At 47.6% G+C, this 17,874-nt stretch carries 11 protein-coding genes; 3 read left to right on the top strand and 8 right to left on the bottom strand.

What is annotated here, in order from left to right:
* Window positions 1-78 precede the first annotated feature (78 nt).
* Together IC230_RS02350 and IC230_RS02345 are read right to left on the bottom strand one after the other, a co-directional pair.
* The gene (locus IC230_RS02350; RefSeq protein ID WP_191037353.1) at window positions 79-1,572 is read right to left on the bottom strand and encodes a M20/M25/M40 family metallo-hydrolase; all 1,494 of its coding nucleotides are present in this window, start codon (window positions 1,570-1,572) and stop codon (window positions 79-81) included.
* A 118-nt stretch (window positions 1,573-1,690) separates the two neighbouring features.
* Window positions 1,691-2,401 carry a DUF3431 domain-containing protein gene (locus tag IC230_RS02345; protein WP_191037352.1) on the bottom strand — a complete coding sequence of 237 codons (711 nt, stop codon included), beginning with the start codon at window positions 2,399-2,401 and terminating at the stop codon, window positions 1,691-1,693.
* A gap of 118 nt (window positions 2,402-2,519) precedes the next feature.
* On the opposite strand from IC230_RS02345, the gene IC230_RS02340 reads away from it, so the two are divergent.
* Complete coding sequence (locus tag IC230_RS02340; RefSeq protein WP_191037351.1) at window positions 2,520-4,643, top strand: S9 family peptidase; 2,124 nt, start codon at window positions 2,520-2,522, stop codon at window positions 4,641-4,643.
* Between the two features lie 227 nt (window positions 4,644-4,870).
* A complete protein-coding gene (locus IC230_RS02335) occupies window positions 4,871-6,415 on the top strand; it encodes an FG-GAP repeat domain-containing protein (RefSeq protein WP_317171744.1) in 1,545 nt (514 codons plus the stop codon).
* Window positions 6,416-6,495: 80 nt separating this feature from the next.
* Here IC230_RS02335 and IC230_RS02330 read toward each other — a convergent pair whose 3' ends face one another.
* The 3 genes from IC230_RS02330 to IC230_RS02320 form a co-directional block, all read right to left on the bottom strand.
* Window positions 6,496-7,917, bottom strand: a complete 1,422-nt coding sequence (locus tag IC230_RS02330) for a glucoamylase family protein (protein WP_191037350.1) — start codon at window positions 7,915-7,917, stop codon at window positions 6,496-6,498.
* A 128-nt stretch (window positions 7,918-8,045) separates the two neighbouring features.
* Window positions 8,046-9,545, bottom strand: coding sequence for a RagB/SusD family nutrient uptake outer membrane protein (locus tag IC230_RS02325; protein WP_191037349.1), 1,500 nt, complete (start codon window positions 9,543-9,545; stop codon window positions 8,046-8,048).
* Window positions 9,546-9,562: 17 nt separating this feature from the next.
* Entirely contained in the window at window positions 9,563-12,586 is a 3,024-nt protein-coding gene (locus IC230_RS02320; RefSeq protein ID WP_223860189.1) for a SusC/RagA family TonB-linked outer membrane protein, read from the bottom strand.
* A gap of 288 nt (window positions 12,587-12,874) precedes the next feature.
* On the opposite strand from IC230_RS02320, the gene IC230_RS02315 reads away from it, so the two are divergent.
* Window positions 12,875-15,736: a hypothetical protein gene (locus tag IC230_RS02315; RefSeq protein ID WP_191037347.1), complete on the top strand. Its 2,862-nt coding sequence runs from the start codon at window positions 12,875-12,877 to the stop codon at window positions 15,734-15,736.
* A gap of 3 nt (window positions 15,737-15,739) precedes the next feature.
* Here the strand turns inward: IC230_RS02315 and IC230_RS02310 are convergent, their stop codons facing one another.
* The 3 genes from IC230_RS02310 to IC230_RS02300 form a co-directional block, all read right to left on the bottom strand.
* Window positions 15,740-17,023 carry a Gfo/Idh/MocA family protein gene (locus tag IC230_RS02310; RefSeq protein WP_191037346.1) on the bottom strand — a complete coding sequence of 428 codons (1,284 nt, stop codon included), beginning with the start codon at window positions 17,021-17,023 and terminating at the stop codon, window positions 15,740-15,742.
* A gap of 79 nt (window positions 17,024-17,102) precedes the next feature.
* Window positions 17,103-17,270 (bottom strand): LytTR family transcriptional regulator DNA-binding domain-containing protein, encoded by a 168-nt coding sequence (locus IC230_RS02305; RefSeq protein WP_223860187.1) that lies wholly within the window; start codon window positions 17,268-17,270, stop codon window positions 17,103-17,105.
* Between the two features lie 74 nt (window positions 17,271-17,344).
* Window positions 17,345-17,641 (bottom strand): hypothetical protein, encoded by a 297-nt coding sequence (locus IC230_RS02300; RefSeq protein ID WP_191037345.1) that lies wholly within the window; start codon window positions 17,639-17,641, stop codon window positions 17,345-17,347.
* Window positions 17,642-17,874 lie beyond the last annotated feature (233 nt).

The following is a 17,874-nucleotide window of genomic DNA, read 5'->3' as shown; positions in this document are numbered from 1 at the left end:
ACCTGGGCTTACAACGACGAAACCTTTCTTAGAAAGATTTTTTACCGGTAAAAAAATTAGACAGTTTAGCTAACTTTTTTATTCTTTCCAGCGCCATTCGTTAGCGATTTGCAAAGGTGTTCGTAACCCCTGCGTGACGAGGTAATCGCGGGTTTGGGTGTCGGTCTGCCGTCGGGTTGGAATGTCGTCGGCATCAGCAAGAGCATACAGCAGCATGGTGGCGTAACGGACCGTATTTTTCAACTGATCGGCATTGACGAGGTTTATATGATCGCAATTGGCGTGGTAGCAATTAAGAACCTCTTTGGATAAATGGCCATTCATACCTACTACGGGTACGCCTTCGAGCATAAAAGGCTGATGATCGGAATGAAGGCCAGCCTGATTTTGCATCTGATTGGCAAAGGCTGGTTCGACCTGTTGCATCGTTTCACCAACGGTATTCAGAAACGGTACAATATCCGAACGTCCAAAAGCATTCAGCCCATTGGGATCGTTGGTCATGTCAAGGTTCATCATGTAGCGCACCTTGTCCAATTGACCCGCTTGTTTTAGCTCATCAACCATTGCCCGCGAGCCGAGTAGTCCCTGTTCTTCACCCATGAATAAGACAAACTCGACCGTCCGCTTAGGTTTAAGTTTTAAGGCTTTAAAGGTTCGGGCAATATCCATGACGGCAAAAGAACCGATGCCGTTGTCGATCGCCCCCGTAGCCAGATCCCACGAATCCAGATGACCACCGACAATGATTTTTTCGTCAGGATATTTTGAGCCACTGAGTGTCGCCACTACGTTACGGGCGCGGATCTTACGACTTGTGTTCGTCATGTCGATCAGGGCATGAAGTGGGCTGCGCTCTTCCTGCATCCAGGCTCGTAACGCCTGCCCACTTTCGAGCGAAATGCAGACTGACGGAATTGGAATTAGCTTGCCCGTAACGGAAGCGGTACCGGTCAGTAATACGTTGCCCGGAACCAGATTGACCATAATAACACCTGACGCGCCATATTGAATGGCTAGCGCTGTTTTTTCAGACCGATGCAAATTTCGGGCGCCTTTTGTTGGCGCAGCCAGGCCAATGTTCACCAGGGCGACTTTGCCTTTTAGTTTATTTTTAATGGCCGCGAAATCGCCTTCCAACCCGTTGCCAACGTCAATGATTTCACCTTGTATGTGCGCTTCAACGGGTGAGTGCGCCAGTGCTACGACCGATACCTCCCGGAAATTGTCGCTACGGTACGGCACCACCGACAACGTAACGGTGTCGCGTGTCCAGGCTTCTACCTCAAAAGGTTCATAACGAATTTCTTTGAAACCATAGGATGCTAATAGATCGAAGGCATACGTTTCAGCGCGGGTGCCGTTTGAGCTACCCGTCAGGCGGTGGCCTACCTGTTTTGACGCATCAGCCAGCGTTTCATAAGCACGACTATGTCCTTTTACCTCCTCGTTTATGCGGGTAAAGACTTTTTGAAGGGAAAGTTTGTCAGGATAAAAAGCAGTTAATGAACCAACTGCACTAAGACAGAACAGCGCAATTCGGAAACGAGGCACGTAAAACGTTCGGGCCATAAGAGGAGGAGAAATTCTTTCTTAAATATAGGGAAAGCGCCACAGATTATCAATACCAACTGGTTAGACGCATTATGGGCATAAAGCGTTCGATTCAGCTCAAAAAATAGCGACTCGTTTATTTTACGGTCAACGTGGTGTCAGTTGGTAATTGATGTTTCATTGGCTTTAGCTGAACCGTCAGTCGACCAGCAAGCCACTCAGAATCAATGCCCGTTACCCCAAAAATACGATCCCAGCTACGTTCGAAGCAATGCGCTGCGTCTGGAAAAGAAATTGATACGTCTAAAGCCCGTTTGTAAAAGGAGGCAGGTCTTTGTCGCACTACGTTGCCATGCACCGCAAACTGTGCGCCTAAGACAAAGATGTAATGCTCGGGGCCATCCGTGTCAAACAAAGCCCGATGAAAACCACGCAGGTCAAGACCACGCCCATTTTCATTTTTACTCCACGGCTTGAAAAGCCGATGTCCTTGGTTATCATCGGTATCAATCAAATGACCAAGCCAACCGAATCCTTGTGGATAGTTTGTGGATAATGAGTTAGGATCAGCGACAAGATCACGTAGCATTTTCTTGAAGTCGTAAGCATGATCGAAGGGTTTGCCCTGGCAGAAGATTGTCCAATCGGCCAACGAGTTGTATCGATTAACAAGGTGATGCAAATACGTATGGGCTTCCCGTCCCACATTGGGTAGTGAAATGGCCTCCCAGTCTGTTAAGCTGCTATTGCCTTTATCATACACAGTTACGCGTAGTCCCTTTGGTACGTTACGTAACCAGTTAAGGTTTTCATTATAGTGGGCAACGACGAGCTCAATTGTAGGCATAACAGATTAGCCGAATAAAAACGTAGTGTAGACGTGTGGCATTATTCCGGCGCAAAGATGGCGGAAAACCGTATTTTTACGGTTAATCTTCACAACCGATCCATTACGACGGACCGCCATGAACCGAATTTATATTCCGTTACTTACTACGTTTATTTTGACCAGCATGACTCAGGCACAAACTCCCGTACTGACTGCACCTAAAGCCGTTGTTAAACCCAAAGAACTCGTTACTAACAACCATAAACGGATCGATAACTACTATTATCTCAACGAGCGTGAAAATCCGGAAGTTATCAAGTATTTGAAAGACGAAAACGCTTATCTTGATCAGGTACTAGCTCCTGTCAAAGACCTTCAGACGAAGTTATTTGATGAGATGAAAGGGCGGATCAAACAACAGGATGAGTCGGTTCCCTACAAAGAAGGAAATTATTATTACTACAGTCGATTCATTACGGGTGGTGAGTACCCCATTTACTGCCGGAAAAAGGGTTCTCTGCAAGGTGCCGAGGAAATTATGTTCGATGGGAACGTAATGGCAAAAGGCCATAACTATTACCAGCTCGGTGGCTACGAAGTTTCGGATAATGATGAACTCGCTGTTTTTGCGGAGGATACGGTTAGCCGAAGACTGTACACGCTACGTATCAAAAATCTGAAAACCGGTAAGATTTATCCCGAAGCAATCAAGGATACGGAAGCTGGAAGCTTTGCCTGGGCAACAGATAACAAGACGCTTTTCTACATTAAAAAAGATCCGCAAACGCTGCTCGGGTATCAGGTTTATCGGCACGTACTGGGCACTAACTCGAAAAGCGACGTACTGGTCTACGAAGAGAAAGATAACCAGTTCTACATGGGCCTGAGCCGATCAAAGTCAAAAAAATACATTGAGATTGGCGTTGATCATAATGGCGTAGCAACCGAATACCGACTGCTGGAAGCCAGTCAGCCGACGGGTGAATTCAAGGTTTTTCTGCCGCGAGAGAAAGGCCATGAGTACGACATTGTGCATTACAAGGATAAATTCTACGTCCGCACGAACTGGAAAGCGGAGAACTTCCGATTGATGGAAGTGCCCGAAGGAAAAACGACCGACCGTGCAGCCTGGAAAGAAGTAATTGCCCACCGCCCCGACGTGTATCTGGCGAATATGGATGTGTTTGTGAATCATCTTGTGTTGGGTGAGCGAAAAGCTGGGTTAACCAACATTCGGGTTATAAATCAAAAGACGAAGGCTGATGAATATCTTGATTTCGGCGAACCGGCCTACGTAGCGGGCATTGCTTACAATCCTGATTTTAACACGAACATCCTACGATACAGTTATGCCTCACTGACCACGCCCAACTCGACCTTCGATTATAATATGGATACGAAGGAAAAAACGCTGAAGAAGCAACAGGAAGTTTTGGGCGGCTTCGACAAGAATAACTACGAATCAGAGCGGGTCTATGCAACTGCCCGCGATGGCGTGAAGGTGCCGGTTTCATTAGTGTACCGAAAAGGCACGAAGAAAGATGGTTCCGCTCCATTATTGCAATACGCCTACGGTTCGTATGGAGCTTCCATGGATCCTGGCTTTAGTTCTACGCGTCTGAGTTTGCTGGATCGTGGCTTTATTTATGCCATTGCTCACATCCGGGGCGGACAGGAAATGGGGCGTCGGTGGTATGAGGATGGTAAAATGCTGAAGAAGAAAAACACGTTCAACGACTTTGTCGACGTATCGGAATACCTGATCAAAAACAAATACACCAACTCCGACAAGCTGTTTGCGATGGGTGGCAGCGCGGGTGGTTTGCTGATGGGCGCGGTCATCAATCAGGCTCCGCAATTGTACCGGGGCGTCGTAGCCGCCGTTCCCTTTGTGGACGTAGTAACAACGATGCTTGATGAAAGTATTCCGCTGACAACCGGTGAGTTTGAGGAATGGGGTAATCCGAAAAATAAAACGTATTACGACTACATGCTTTCGTATTCGCCTTATGATAACGTTGAGAAGAAAGCGTATCCCAATCTGCTCGTAACGACCGGCCTTCATGATTCGCAGGTACAGTATTGGGAACCAGCTAAATGGGTGGCTAAACTCCGGGCGATGAAGACAGACACCAACCAGTTACTGCTCCATACGAATATGGAAGCAGGCCACGGCGGGGCGTCAGGGCGTTTTCAGGCATTAAAAGAAATCGCACTGGAATATGCGTTTATCCTGAATCTGATAGGTACGAGACAGTAGTTCGATTATTTCTATACATACGATTTGACCCCGCTAGGGGTCAGATATTTATAGCTACTTATTTCTATAAACATCTGACCCCAGCGGGGTCAAATCGTATTGATATTTAGTATCAGGTGTTATGCTACACCGGGTTGAAACCCGGTGTAGCATAACACCACTTAGTATTTTGAAATGATTTACTGAACGCGATCGAAACGTCGCAATGAAAATAAGAACTGGTTTCTGTGATAATTTCTAAAAAACTGTCCTTTTCTCAACTCTACACTGTATTCCTGCTCGTTGCAGCTCTTTGTATTCTTGTCGGTAGTTGTCATTCGCGCAGTAACGATGCACTGGATGATCCTGCTATTGCCGTTGGGCAGCGGTTGGCTGAGAAACATTGTAATACCTGTCATTTATTTGTTGAACCTGGCGCTTTGAATAAAGATACATGGACTAAGCATGTTTTGCCTGCTATGGCACCTAATCTGGGTTTAGAGGTATATCCAGGCGGTCATTATTACGCTGGACGTAATGCGGCTCTTTCGTATGATGACTGGCAGAAGATTGTTGCTTATTACCAAACCCTCGCTCCGGAACGGTTAGACGCAAGTCAGAGATCAGTTGCTACTGAAGAGAACTGGGCTGTTTTTTCGCTTGAATTACCCCGGTGTGATACGTTCCAAACAGCTATGACGACGTTAGTGGCGGTGGATACCATTAGTCATCGACTATATTCAAGCGATGCGCTACGTAGCGACATTACCCAGTGGGATCAGCAGCTTCGCCCAGGCCGGTTTAAGCAACTTCGGTCTGCGGCTGTTCATGCTCAGTTTTTTCGGGATTCTGACAGAAACGAAAGGGGAGTGTTCACTAGTCTGGGTACGATGCGAGCGGCTGATATTTCGCGGGGAGACGTCATCAATTTACAGATAACCGACCGACAGGCAAAGGATTCATCAACCATCTATACCGATTTACCTCGGCCTCTCCAATCCGTTGCCGCTGATATAAACAAAGATGGATTGACGGACTGGATTGTTTGTGGCTTTGGTCATTTGCGAGGTGGTTTATACTGGCTAAAACAACAGCCGAAGCATCAGTTCACTAAAATTCCTATTCGGGAAGTTGCCGGAGCTGTTCAGGCAATTCCCGGCGATTTCAATGCAGATGGCTGGCCTGATCTGATGGTACTGTTCGCTCATGCCGACGAGGGAGTGTGGCTTTTTCTGAATGATAAACAAGGGGGATTTACGGAACGAAATTTGCTGAAGTTTCCGCCCGTTTATGGGTCAACCAGCTTTCAGTTAGTTGATTTTAACAAAGATGGCAAACTGGATATTCTGTATACCTGTGGGGATAACAGTGATTTCTCGAAAATTCTGAAGCCGTATCACGGCGTCTATATCTATCTCAATCAGGGTGATTTTCAATACAAACAAGCTTATTTCTATCCCATCAATGGTTGTACAAAAGCGATTGCGACCGACTTCGATCAGGATGGCGATTTAGACATTGCCGCAATTGCCTTCTTCGCTGATTTTCAAAATAATCCTGAAGAAAGTTGTCTTTATTTCGAGCAGAAAAAATCACTGCAATTTCGGCCGCATGCATTACCCGTTAATACGTATGGACGATGGATTTGTATGGATGTGAACGACTTCGATCAGGATGGCGACGCGGATATTGTACTGGGTAACTTTTCAAAGACGTTTATTATCCAGAAAGAATTGAAGCCGAAATGGGATACGCATTTACCGTTAATCGTGCTGAAGAATAAGACGCGGTAGGCGAAATAATATAAACGCAACATCCCGAAAGATTGAACCTTTCGAGATGTTGCGTTTAGAAGCCGACTAACAGGTAGGCCCTAATTCAGCCAGTCACCTGTGAAGCCCGCGCGTTTTAACCCTCTCTGGATATTTGGATTGCGTTTCATAAGATTCCAGACAAAATTGCTACGTAGGTTTTCGGCCATTATCAGAATTGGTCCCTGGTCAATACCGAGATAATCTACATCAAACCAGCCCGGCGTGGATTCGCCATTAGTCGTAGGCCCGTTGGCAAAAGATGAAGCGTAGCGGTACGTCGGATTAAAGGCATCGCGGAAGCCGTATTGGCCATAAAGCTTACTACCGTACTTCGTTTTCATGGCTCGTAAAGCAGGTACGCATATTTCGGGCGCAAAAGCCATTGAGCCGCCAGCTGCTGTAGGAGCAATAGTACCATCATCGACAATTTGCGTCGAAGCGGCTCCTCTAGCACGATATGAAAAGAAATTTCGGCTGCCAACCGTCGTATCTTTTGGACCGTCGCAGGCGGTGAGCCCCCAGATAGTTGAGCTGTAGTCCTGCCATTTAGCGGGATTATTCACGCAATAGGCTCGGTTAGCGTAGGTAGCCCGACGCGAGTTTTCAGCGTAATCGATACCCCGTCCGCGCATGTATTCGTCGCGAATGCCCCGGAAATCAATCCAGCAGTGTGAATACTGATGGCCAAATAAAGGATCAAAATTTACATGTGTTTGATCGTAGAACGTTGCCCATGGATACGATTTTGTCCAGGCAGCCCAGGTATCTGAGCCAACCGGATGCGTTGGCGAACCTAAGGCCAGTACGTAGAGTAACATGGCTTCGTTGTAGCCTTTCCAGTCGGCATCTATAAACCCTTTTTCGGGATGCCAGCCCATCGAGACAAAAGGCTTGCGGGGCTGAATCCACGTCCAATCAACACGTTCGTAAATCTGTCCGGACAATTGACGGATTTCTGCCTCAACGGGGGTATCCTTGTCAAAATACGTTTGTGCGCTCAGGATACCGCCAAGCAATAAAGCTGTATCGATGGTAGAAAGCTCGACCTCTTTGAAACGCTCGCCGGTTTTCATGTCCAGAAAGTGGTAGAAAAAACCTTTGTAACCGGTCACGCCTGTAGCTTTGTCCGATTGTGGTGCCTGGGCAAAAAAACGAAGTGTTTTTACGGTACGTTCAGCCGCCTGGTCACGAGTTATGTAGCTACGCTCAACGCCTATCAGATAAGACGTTAATCCGAACCCCACGGCAGCAATACTGGCGAACGATTGAGAAGGAGCCCGGTCAGGAACCATACCATTCGCAGGGTTCGTCGTTTCCCAGAAAAAACGGAACGTATCGCGCTGCAGACTGTCTAAGAAGGCATTGTCGGCCGTTGTCAGGGTCGTCTGTGAAGATGCCGAAGTTCCGGGCTCCGGAACAGACTGGCAACAGACAATCGACAGAGAACTACAAAAAATAAGAAAAGTCAGAAAGTGCTTCATAACGTTGAGCTTGCCAAACAGGTATTGTCGATGTGAGTGACGTTACGGAATACCGGGTTAAAACCCAGCGCAATACATCTGTTTTGATCGATTGTGCTGGGTTTTAACCCAGTGTTACGTAGTATCAGTTAGTAACCGGCATTCTGGGTTAACGCACCTCCGCTCAACTGAATCTGGTTCAGCGGAATAGGGAACAATTCGTGCTTGCCCGCAACGAAGTTCTTTCCAAGCGCCTGAAAAACGGTGGCTGCCCGGCCCTGACGAATCAGATCGAACCAACGGTCGTGTTCCATCGCCAGCTCTACGCGTCGTTCGCGCCAGATCGCCGTACGTAAATCAGTCTGTACGGTTGTCGTTACGTTCGGTAATACGCCCGTAGCACCACCCCGCGCCCGCGCCCGTACTAAGTTCAGAGATGCCAACGCTTTAGCTGACTGCCCCAGTTCGTTGGCGGCTTCGGCATTCATCAGCAGCACGTCAGCGTACCGTAGTATCCGAACGTTTTTGTTGGTTTCCCAGTCTTCGCCGTTGAAGGTTTCCTTCGTTTTGCTGATATACGCCTTGTAGTTATAACGCGGGTTCTCAACCGCTGTACCAACAACAACTCCATCCCAAAGTGTGGCACCGCGTTTTATGATAGTACCGTCTTTGCGAGTATCGCCCGTTTCATAGGCTTTTTCCAGATCTTCGGAGGGCGTGTTAAAGCCCCATCCCCAGCCACCATCTCCACGAGCGCCCTGGCTGACAAAATAACCCTGTGCACCCCGTGCTGGCGTAGTGCCTTTACCCTGAATTTCGAAAATCGACTCAACACCGTTTTCTGTGGATTCGCGCCAGAGTTCACCATAGTTAGGGTGCAGTGAATACTGGCCCGATGCAATAATCTCGTCCGTTAATCGCTGTACGACGTCCCATTTCTTCTCATACATCGATACCTTCGCTAACAGAGCTTTAGCGGCTCCTTTTGTAGCCCGGCCCAGTTCAGCACTGCTGTACTGCGATTTTTCAGGAAGGCCCGTTACGGCTGTTTGAAGATCTTTCTCAATCTGAGCATAGATCTGAGCACTTGTAGCCCGAACACGGCCTTGGTCAATATCAGCTTGATTCGTCGGGTCAGCAACTTTCGTAACGAGAGGTACGCCCCCGAAGCAACGAACCAGATTGAAGTAAAAATAAGCCCGCAGGAAACTCGCTTCGCCAATCAGTCGGGTTTTGAGCGTATCGCCGATGGTCAGTTTTGGCAGGTTGTCCAATGCCTGATTGGCGCGGGCAATGCCTTCGTACTGGCCTACCCATACTTCGTTGAACGATAAACTTGACGAAGTGAAAGTTAAGTTATCCAGTTGATCTTTATCTGTTCCCGTATCACCCGGCGAGGAACCCTTATCCGCATCGTCGGAGGTCATGCTCGATACGCCATTCCAGGAGAACGAAATAAAATTCCAGTCGAGCATCTTGGCGTATACGGCATTTACCAACGTAGTGGCTGCGTTCGGATTACTCGAAAAGAAGTCAGTAGGTGTTTGTTGACCCTGGGGTGGTACGTCCAGAAACGTTTTGGAGCAGGACGTTGCCAAAGTCAGGCCGCCGATGAGGGCGAGGGTAGCTAGTTTATACGATGTTTTCATAGTAGTTTGTTGTCTGCTTAAAATCCAAGATTTACACCTGCCAAATACGCTGATGAGACCGGATAGCCACTCAGTTCGATACCTGAGTTTAGGGGGCCTCCTGGTAATTCGGGTGAAAAGCCCGAGAATGACTTAATGATGAACGGATTCTGTGCCGTTATATAGAACCGCGCCCGATTGATTTTCATCTTCGATACGACAGCCTGCGGCAACTTGTAGCCCAGAGTTATGTTATTAACCCGGAAGAACGAACCCGATTCAACGTAGTAAGTCGACGAAATCGGGACGGCATTGCTGGCGCGAGGTTCGGTATTGCTGGGGTTAGTGGCCGTCCAGCGATTAGCGCGGCTGGCTTCGATGTTTTCGTTACCGAAGCGTTGTGCTTTCTTGCCATTGTATACCTGATTGCCAAAATTGGCGTACCAGTCGGTCGAGAAATCGAAGCCGTGATACGTAAAGCCACCGTTTACACCGAAATACAATTTGGGCTGATACGAGCCGACAAAAATCCGGTCTTTGTCGTCAATGATACCATCGTTGTTTTGATCCGTATATCGGAAATCACCTGGCTTAGTTCCTTCAACCTTGGCTTTGGCCGCATCAATCTCTGCCTGATTCTGGAAAATACCGTTCGTCTGCCATACCCAGAAGCTACCGACTGGCTGACCTACGGCCGTACGTGTGGTGAATTGACCATTGCCAATCCCCCCTTCATTGATCGGTAGACCTCCCTGTACATCTTCGAGCCGGTTTTTGTTCGCGGTTACGTTAAAGCCAACGTTATATTGAAAATCAGTATTGACCGTGTTTCGCCAGTTCAGGGAAAACTCTACGCCCTGGTTGAGCACCGTAGCTGCATTGGTTAAATATTGACCATCTACATCACCGAAAATGGCATCAATCGGCTTCTGGAACAGGGCATCGTGTGTCCGTTTGTTGTAATAAGCCACTTCGCCCGACAGGCGATTTTTAGCCAGCGCAAATTCCAGCCCGATATCAGTACCCGTTGTTACTTCCCAGTGCAGGTTTGGATCGATCAGATTCGTAATGGTACGTCCTTGTTGAGTAACCTGGTTTGGACCAAAAGCATAGTCAAGATCGCCTGCTATGGTGCTGAAGAAGGCACTGGCTGGTATTCGGTCGTTACCGGTACGTCCCCAGCTTACACGGGCTTTAAGCAGGTCGAAGGGAGTTGCGCCCAGCATAAACGGTTCTTCGCTGATGATCCAGCCTGCGCCGACCGAAGGGAAAAAGCCCCAGCGGTTATTGGTCGGAAACTTACTCGATCCATCGTAACGGCCAGTGGCGGTCAATATGTATCGGTCGCGGTAGTTGTAGTTAAGCCGGCCGATGTACGATTGTCGCGTTTCCAGTGTGCCGGTCTGCTCGTTTGTCGCCGATGACGCACTACCCGTGTTCAGGTAAAAATAGTTCGACTGGGGCGGTACGTCCTGCCGTACGCTACGTAACACATCGCCCTGAAAACGTTCGGCTACGTAGCCAGCCAGCAACTTTACACTGTGTTTTTCGGCAAACGTATTGCTGTATTCGGCCGTATTCGTCCAGAGCCAGCGGGTGTTATTCGATCGGCCAACCGTTAATTTACTGGTCTGATTTTGCTGGTTTGACGATACGCGGTATACGGGCAGATACTCGTACGATCGTAGATTGTTTGACTCGATGCCGAAGTTGGAAATGACGGCGATGTGTTTGGCAATGGTGAGGTTTGCAAAGAAAGAACCTTGTAAACGCAGCCCTTTCGCCTGGAAGTTTGTATAATCTATTTGCGCAACGGGATTGGCTACGTTGTTACGGGGTGAATAGCCATAAGAGCCATCCGGGTTTCGAACCGGTACCAGCGGAGCCTGCCGATAAGCCGTTGTGAATGCTGAATAAATCGAACCGCTACCCCGAACAGGCGACGTAGTGCTGATGTTATCGGTCGCTTCTAGTAAAACACTACCCGCGTCTGCCAGCGTAGAATTGCTGTTCGATAGACTCAGATTATGCCCTAATTTCAGTACGGGCGACAAAGTGTAATCGTTATTCAGACGCAGCACTAAGCGGTCATAATCGTTATTCCGTAGAATACCTTTTTCCGTGAAATAACCGGCGCTAAAGAGATACGTTGTCTTATCGCTACCGCCACTGACGGATAAAGCGTGGTTGTGCTGGAAACCGGTTCGGGTAATAGCCTTCAACCAATCGGTGTTCGTCGTAATCGCGTTGGGATCGAACGGGAGTGGGTCAGTTGGGCTGTCATACCGTACCGCTTCGTTGTTGTACTGAGCAAACAATTGAGAGTCAGCCATCTTTACGCGATTGGTCAGCGTCCGAATGCCCACGTAGCCGTCATAACTAACCTGTGGTGCTCCCGTTTTGCCCCGTTTGGTCGTAATCAGAACGACGCCGTTTGCGGCCCGAACCCCGTAAATAGCGGTTGCCGATGCATCTTTCAGAATATCGACCGACGTAATGTCTGATGTATTAATGTTCCGAATGTCTTCCGTAATAATTCCATCTACTACGTAAAGCGGATCAGCACCACCGAGCAATGTACCTGTTCCCCGAATCCGGACGACGGGCGCCTGGCCGGGTGCACCTGAGTTGATGATCTGCACGCCAGCCACTTTGCTTTGCAGCGCCTGCGTAGCCGACAGCACCGGCTGACGTACCAGTTCTTCGCCTTTTACCTGCGCTACCGCGCCCGTTACGTCGATTTTGCGCTGGGTACCGTACCCAACAACAACAACTTCTGTCAGCGATTTCGTGTCCTCCAGCAGCGAAACGTTAATGGTTGTGCGACCCCCAACGGCCACCTCCATTTTCTGGAAACCAATACTGGAAAAAACCAACGTAGCGTTTTCTTCGGCCTGAAGCGAATAGACACCGCTACCGTCGGTTACCGTACCCGTTGTTGTTCCTTTTACCTGTACGGTTGCGCCCGGCAATCCTATACCAAAAGGACCGTCTGTTACTTTACCCGTTATCCGAATCGGAGCCGCGCTGGCTTCAACCGGACTGATCGATAGGACAAGCATAAGCCCTGAAAACAGTAGAGCCAGTCTCCTACATTTTTTACGTAAAGAAGTGTTTGTCATAATGAATTAGCTTAAGTTTTCTGCTGAGTATGAGTTTTGCATCAAGTACTCGCTCATAACTAGATTAACTGGTTTTTGCACTAACTTTCTAATATTTTTTTGCACAAAAGTAGGGGAGTGTTAATTTTACTCCTAAATGTTAGCTACATCATTACTACATCATATCGCTCTTTTTAACCTGTATTGAAGGATTTTTAATACATCAGGGTTGTTTAAGGGCTGATTTTCATGGAAAAAGGTAAAGTCGATCAAGTGAACCATTTTTTTGTGGGATTTATCTTGGCATTTTGGCCCTTGTTCGGGAACGGGGCGCTTAGTTTAGCACAGTCGTCTTATAGCTTTTGCCAACCTGAGTTGATTGCCTATACCCGCCAGACGTACGGTGCCTATAATCAGAATTGGGGCGTGGCTCAGCATCCAAAAACGCGCTTCATGTATTTTGCCAACTCTAAAGGCTTACTCGAATTTGATGGCAGTAGCTGGAAGGCGTATGAACTGCCTCGCAAACAGAAAGTCCGATCAGTGGCTATTGATAAACAGGGACGAATCTATACAGGTGCTCTTGGGGAATTTGGCTATTGGCTTCCGGGGCGGGATGGTGAGCTAACGTATCATTCACTAGCACCGTTAATTCAGGAGAAAACCTTTCTGAACGAAGAAATCTGGAATATCCTGATTACTCCACAGGGCGTGTTGTTTCAGTCATTTGCCTTTGTGTATCGGTATCATCAGAACCAGATTAAATCGCTACATCCACCTGCAAGTCTACTGTTTATCCATCAGGTCCGTAATCGGCTTTTAGTGGAAATAATTGGGAAAGGACTTTATGAATTGCGGGGTGACCATTACGTTCTTCTAAAAGGAAGTGAGTTTCTGGGCCGGGAAACCGTTAATACGATTCTACCCATTGGCGATAGCGATTTTCTTGTTGGTACAGAGCGGGCTATTTATCGCTATGACGGCAGCCAGTTTAAACCGTTTAATAACCAGCTCAATACGTTCATTCAGCAAAATCGCCTAAATCGGGGCATACGTATCGGAGTTGATTTATATGCGTTTGGTACGTTACTCGATGGCGTATTAATTACAACGGCTGATGGTCAGGTTCGGTATCATTTCAACCAAAAAAATGGCCTACAGAATAGCACCGTTTTGTCGATGTGTCAGGAGGTTGACGGCAATCTGTGGGTCGGTTTGGATAAAGGAATCAATCTGGTAAACCTGGATTCCCCGATTCGGTATTTTACAGATACAAAAGGTGAATTGGGAACACCCTACGACATGGCCCGTTACGGCGATACGTTGTATATCGGCACGAATCAGGGCGTTTATTACAAACCTTTAAACCGGAATGGAACACCATTTCAACTGATTTCGGGTACGCAGGGGCAGGTCTGGGATTTAGCTGTCATTGACAATCAGCTGCTATGTGGGCATAACCAGGGTACATTCCGTATTGCTGGAGCGAAAGCTCGTTTGTTATCGGCTATCACGGGCGGCTGGGTAGTGCGTAAGCTAAACCATCACCCGGACTATCTTATTCAGGGAACATATACCAATCTGTGTATTTACCGGAAAGACGCTAGGGGACAATGGGTATTCTCGCATACGATCAGTGGCTTTTCAGCGCCAGTCCGGCAATTGGAAGAAGATGATAATGAAGAAATATGGGTCAATAAATCACCGAATCGAGGTATACAGCAACTCCGTTTGTCAGCTGATCTGCGTCGCGTAGAGGCCATCAAAGAATATAGAGAGGGTACGTTCGGTGGACCAGCTAGTAATCTGTATAAGATTCAGCAACAGATTCTGGTGACTTCGGCTAAAGGCCTATTCAACTACAAGGCTCATACGAGACAATTCGGCTCGGCACAGACTGTTTATCCCTGGCTGACGTCAGACATTCGCAAACTCTTTCCACTGGAAGATTCCGGGCTGTTTTTACTTCGACAGGATGGCTCGTTAAGCTGGATCAAAGCTGGTAGTTTGCCCGTTGATATCCCGGTAAAAAGTAATCAGTGGGTGGAAGAATACGAAAATGTTGTAGCACTCGATACAAACTATGTTGCAGTTTGTCGGGAGAATGGGTTTGCCCTACTACCTCGCATGGCTTTAAAGCAGATCGTAAGTGGGTTAGTACCTCCGCCAATAATCCGGAGCGTAACGGCGGGCGATAAACCCAGGACAAAACGTACGTTTCAGCAATCTAATTTCCCAACGGAACTATCGTTTTCGTACAAGCAATCAACTATACTTATTATGTTCTCGACACCGTATTATACTCGACCTGTCAAATACAGCTATTGGCTCGAAAACAGTACGTATACCTGGACACCGTATGCGGCTATTTATCAGAAAGAATTTAATAACCTGCCGCCCGGCCAGTACGTATTTCATCTAAAATCGAACCTCAGCCCCAAAGAAAGCACACTCACATTTGTCATTCAGCCTCCCTGGTATTGGAACAACTGGAGTAAATTGCTGTACGCGGCCTTGTTTGGATGCTTCGTCTGGCTGTTTTACCAACTGCATCTTCGGCGGGTGGCTATACAGCAGAATCAAATTCGGGAAAAACTGGAAGAAAAATTACGTCATCAGGAAGAGCAAAGCCAGCGGGAAATCATTTTATTGCAAAAAGAGCAGTTGGAGCAGGGGCTGATTCAGAAATCGGAAGAACTGGCGAACTCAACCATGTCGCTTATTCAGAAGAATGAGCTATTGATGCAGCTCAAAGATGAACTCAATCGGGTAAAAGTTCGCTCGGGCAGCCGGGTGTCGGGCGATGATTTTCAACGCATAAACGTATTGATTGAGACGAACATTTCGAGCGAACAGGACTGGAAGTTATTTGAAGCAAACTTTAATAAAGTCCATGAACAGTTTCTAAAACACCTCATCGAACATTACCCCGACCTAAGTCAGGGTGATCTGAAACTGGCAGCTTATCTGCGCATGAATCTTTCGACCAAAGAAATCGCTCAACTGCTGAATATTACGCACCGAAGCGTTGAACTAAAGCGCTACAGGTTACGTAAAAAGCTCGATTTAGATGCGGATACGAATCTGAGCGAATTTATGATCAAATATTAACCGTCACATCAAGTTCCACTCTTTCCGGTATTCTCTCGAAAGGAAGGCGTTGGCTTGGGAATTGTGTCTGAACTTCTCTTTCCGGGCGTTCCATTCCAGCGGCTGACCCAGTCGGTACGAAATCAGCCCAAGGTGCATCGGCATCGTCATTTGTCGGGCGTAGGCTAGATTGGACTCAGGCTGTTTGCGTGATTTAACCGCGTTAATAAAGTTCTGCTGGTGCCCCGGCGACCGTTCTAGGGTAATGGGGATTTCTGGTACGTCAGTCATTGTTACGCCATTGATGGTGATCTCACGAGTGTTATAATCGCAGAGTAGCGTTCCTTTATCACCTTCGAAATAAGCACCAATACCTTTTTTTTCGGCACCCGGTACGTTGGGTGGCGTACTGGTCCAATGGAGATTTAACTCGTCGAATTCATAGTCAATGTCAATCCATTTGGGCGCATCACCGATGCCTTCGGGTGCTTCGCCCTTTGCGCTGATACGTTTCAAGCCTGTAGGGTTGATAGACCACCACACGACGTCAGCAATATGGCACCAAAAATCCTGAAAAACTCCACCCGAATAATCCAGAAAATAACGGTACGTAAAATGACAGCGCTCGGGTGTGTAAAGCGAAACAGGAGCGGGCCCCTGCCACATATCCCAATTTAACGTAGCGGGTGGAGTTTGGTAATTAGCGGGACCAAGTACGGGCGGAAAGCCTGTTTTCCAGAGTCGTACGGTATGCACTTTGCCAATAGCTCCAGACTGAATGATTTCTACGACGCGGTGGTAATTGTCGCCCGCGTGGATCTGCGTACCTAACTGAAAAATCCGATCATAACGATTCAGGGCTTTCAGCATCTTTTGGCCTTCCCGAACACTGTACGACAGCGGTTTTTCGCCGTACACATCTTTGCCAGCCTGAAATGCCATGATCGCAATCTGAGCATGCCAGTGATCGGGCGTTGCGCACGTGATAGCGTCAATGTCTTTTCGATCGAGCAAATGCCGAAAATCGGCGTAAGTTTTCGCCGTTGTATTGGGCTGTAAGGTCTGTAGGGTATTTAGTGCTTTATTCAGGTGCGTTTCATCCAGATCGCACAGACCCACAACCTCTACTTCTGGCAGTTTGGCAAACCAGTTCAGATGATTGGTGCCCATGCCATTCAGGCCAATATGAGCCACACGTACGCGGTCGCTGGGAGCGACTTTTCGTTTAAAATCAGGAAACAAAGCCAGACTAAGGGCAGCCGCACTGCCTTGCTTGAGAAATTCCCGACGATTGGGTTGAAGTGTCATGTGATAGGGTCAATGGATCATGGCTACGTTACTGATTATCAATAGTAGGTTCCTTCTAAAATCTACTATAGACGTGACCCTATTCTGCGCCCATTTTTAAGACCTGTCCTACGTCTTTATGATAGAGCCGACCAATAGGAAACTCCTGCCCGGAAATGTCGACGTAACTCGACGTGTAGGCTGATATTTTATCAATAGCCACAATGAACGAGCGGTGGATACGTAGGAAGCTGGTTTCCGGTAGCATTTCTTAGTTCGAAACCATCCAGGGCATAATTCCGGTAGGCCGTTGTAAAAATGACTTTGGGTGGCTGTTGTAAACTACGCACGAAATCCATATCGATTTTTCAACAGAAACCGGGGAACTAGCCAATATAGAATCAAATACGTGAGAAACATGTGGGCTGGCATGAACAAGACTGCATCAATAAAGGCAATTGAGAATCCCTGGAAGATGGCTACGTTCCAGCTAATGCCTTTTTGAAGTAAGGCTCCGAACGGTAAAAAGCCGTATGTAAAGGCAAAAAAGAGAATCCAGGCCAACCAGAACAACCCGTGCCTCGCCAGGCGTTGACGAAGTTGATTAGAGAAGGCAAATTCGTTGCTCAGACGTTGCATGTACTAGCCGATTGCTAAGCCGAAGATAGACAAACGGAGCGTCTTCGCCTATAGGCTGACTCAATTGTCGACCAACGACAACGTGTGGTCGCTTAACAACCGTATTAAGTGGGGAAACACGTTGATAGACAATAAAATGACGTGTAGCGACAGACAGGTATAGGAGGGCGAAAAACTGAGCGGACAATGGCGTGTGTTTCTACTTTTGACGCAGTTGCCGACTAAAGCAAACA

It is taken from the genome of Spirosoma validum, from assembly GCF_014699035.1.
GTDB classification, from domain to species: domain Bacteria; phylum Bacteroidota; class Bacteroidia; order Cytophagales; family Spirosomataceae; genus Spirosoma; species Spirosoma validum.
This window is presented reverse-complemented; position numbering and strand designations above follow the sequence as displayed.

Coding starts and splice junctions, on each gene's coding strand:
- IC230_RS02300 (WP_191037345.1), bottom strand. CDS start 17,641: ATGCAACGTCTGAGCAACGAATTTGCCTTCTCTAATCAACTTCGTCAA.
- IC230_RS02325 (WP_191037349.1), bottom strand. CDS start 9,545: ATGAAAACATCGTATAAACTAGCTACCCTCGCCCTCATCGGCGGCCTG.
- IC230_RS02350 (WP_191037353.1), bottom strand. CDS start 1,572: ATGGCCCGAACGTTTTACGTGCCTCGTTTCCGAATTGCGCTGTTCTGT.
- IC230_RS02340 (WP_191037351.1), top strand. CDS start 2,520: ATGAACCGAATTTATATTCCGTTACTTACTACGTTTATTTTGACCAGC.
- IC230_RS02305 (WP_223860187.1), bottom strand. CDS start 17,270: ATGCTACCGGAAACCAGCTTCCTACGTATCCACCGCTCGTTCATTGTG.
- IC230_RS02310 (WP_191037346.1), bottom strand. CDS start 17,023: ATGACACTTCAACCCAATCGTCGGGAATTTCTCAAGCAAGGCAGTGCG.
- IC230_RS02320 (WP_223860189.1), bottom strand. CDS start 12,586: ATGCTTGTCCTATCGATCAGTCCGGTTGAAGCCAGCGCGGCTCCGATT.
- IC230_RS02315 (WP_191037347.1), top strand. CDS start 12,875: ATGGAAAAAGGTAAAGTCGATCAAGTGAACCATTTTTTTGTGGGATTT.
- IC230_RS02345 (WP_191037352.1), bottom strand. CDS start 2,401: ATGCCTACAATTGAGCTCGTCGTTGCCCACTATAATGAAAACCTTAAC.
- IC230_RS02330 (WP_191037350.1), bottom strand. CDS start 7,917: ATGAAGCACTTTCTGACTTTTCTTATTTTTTGTAGTTCTCTGTCGATT.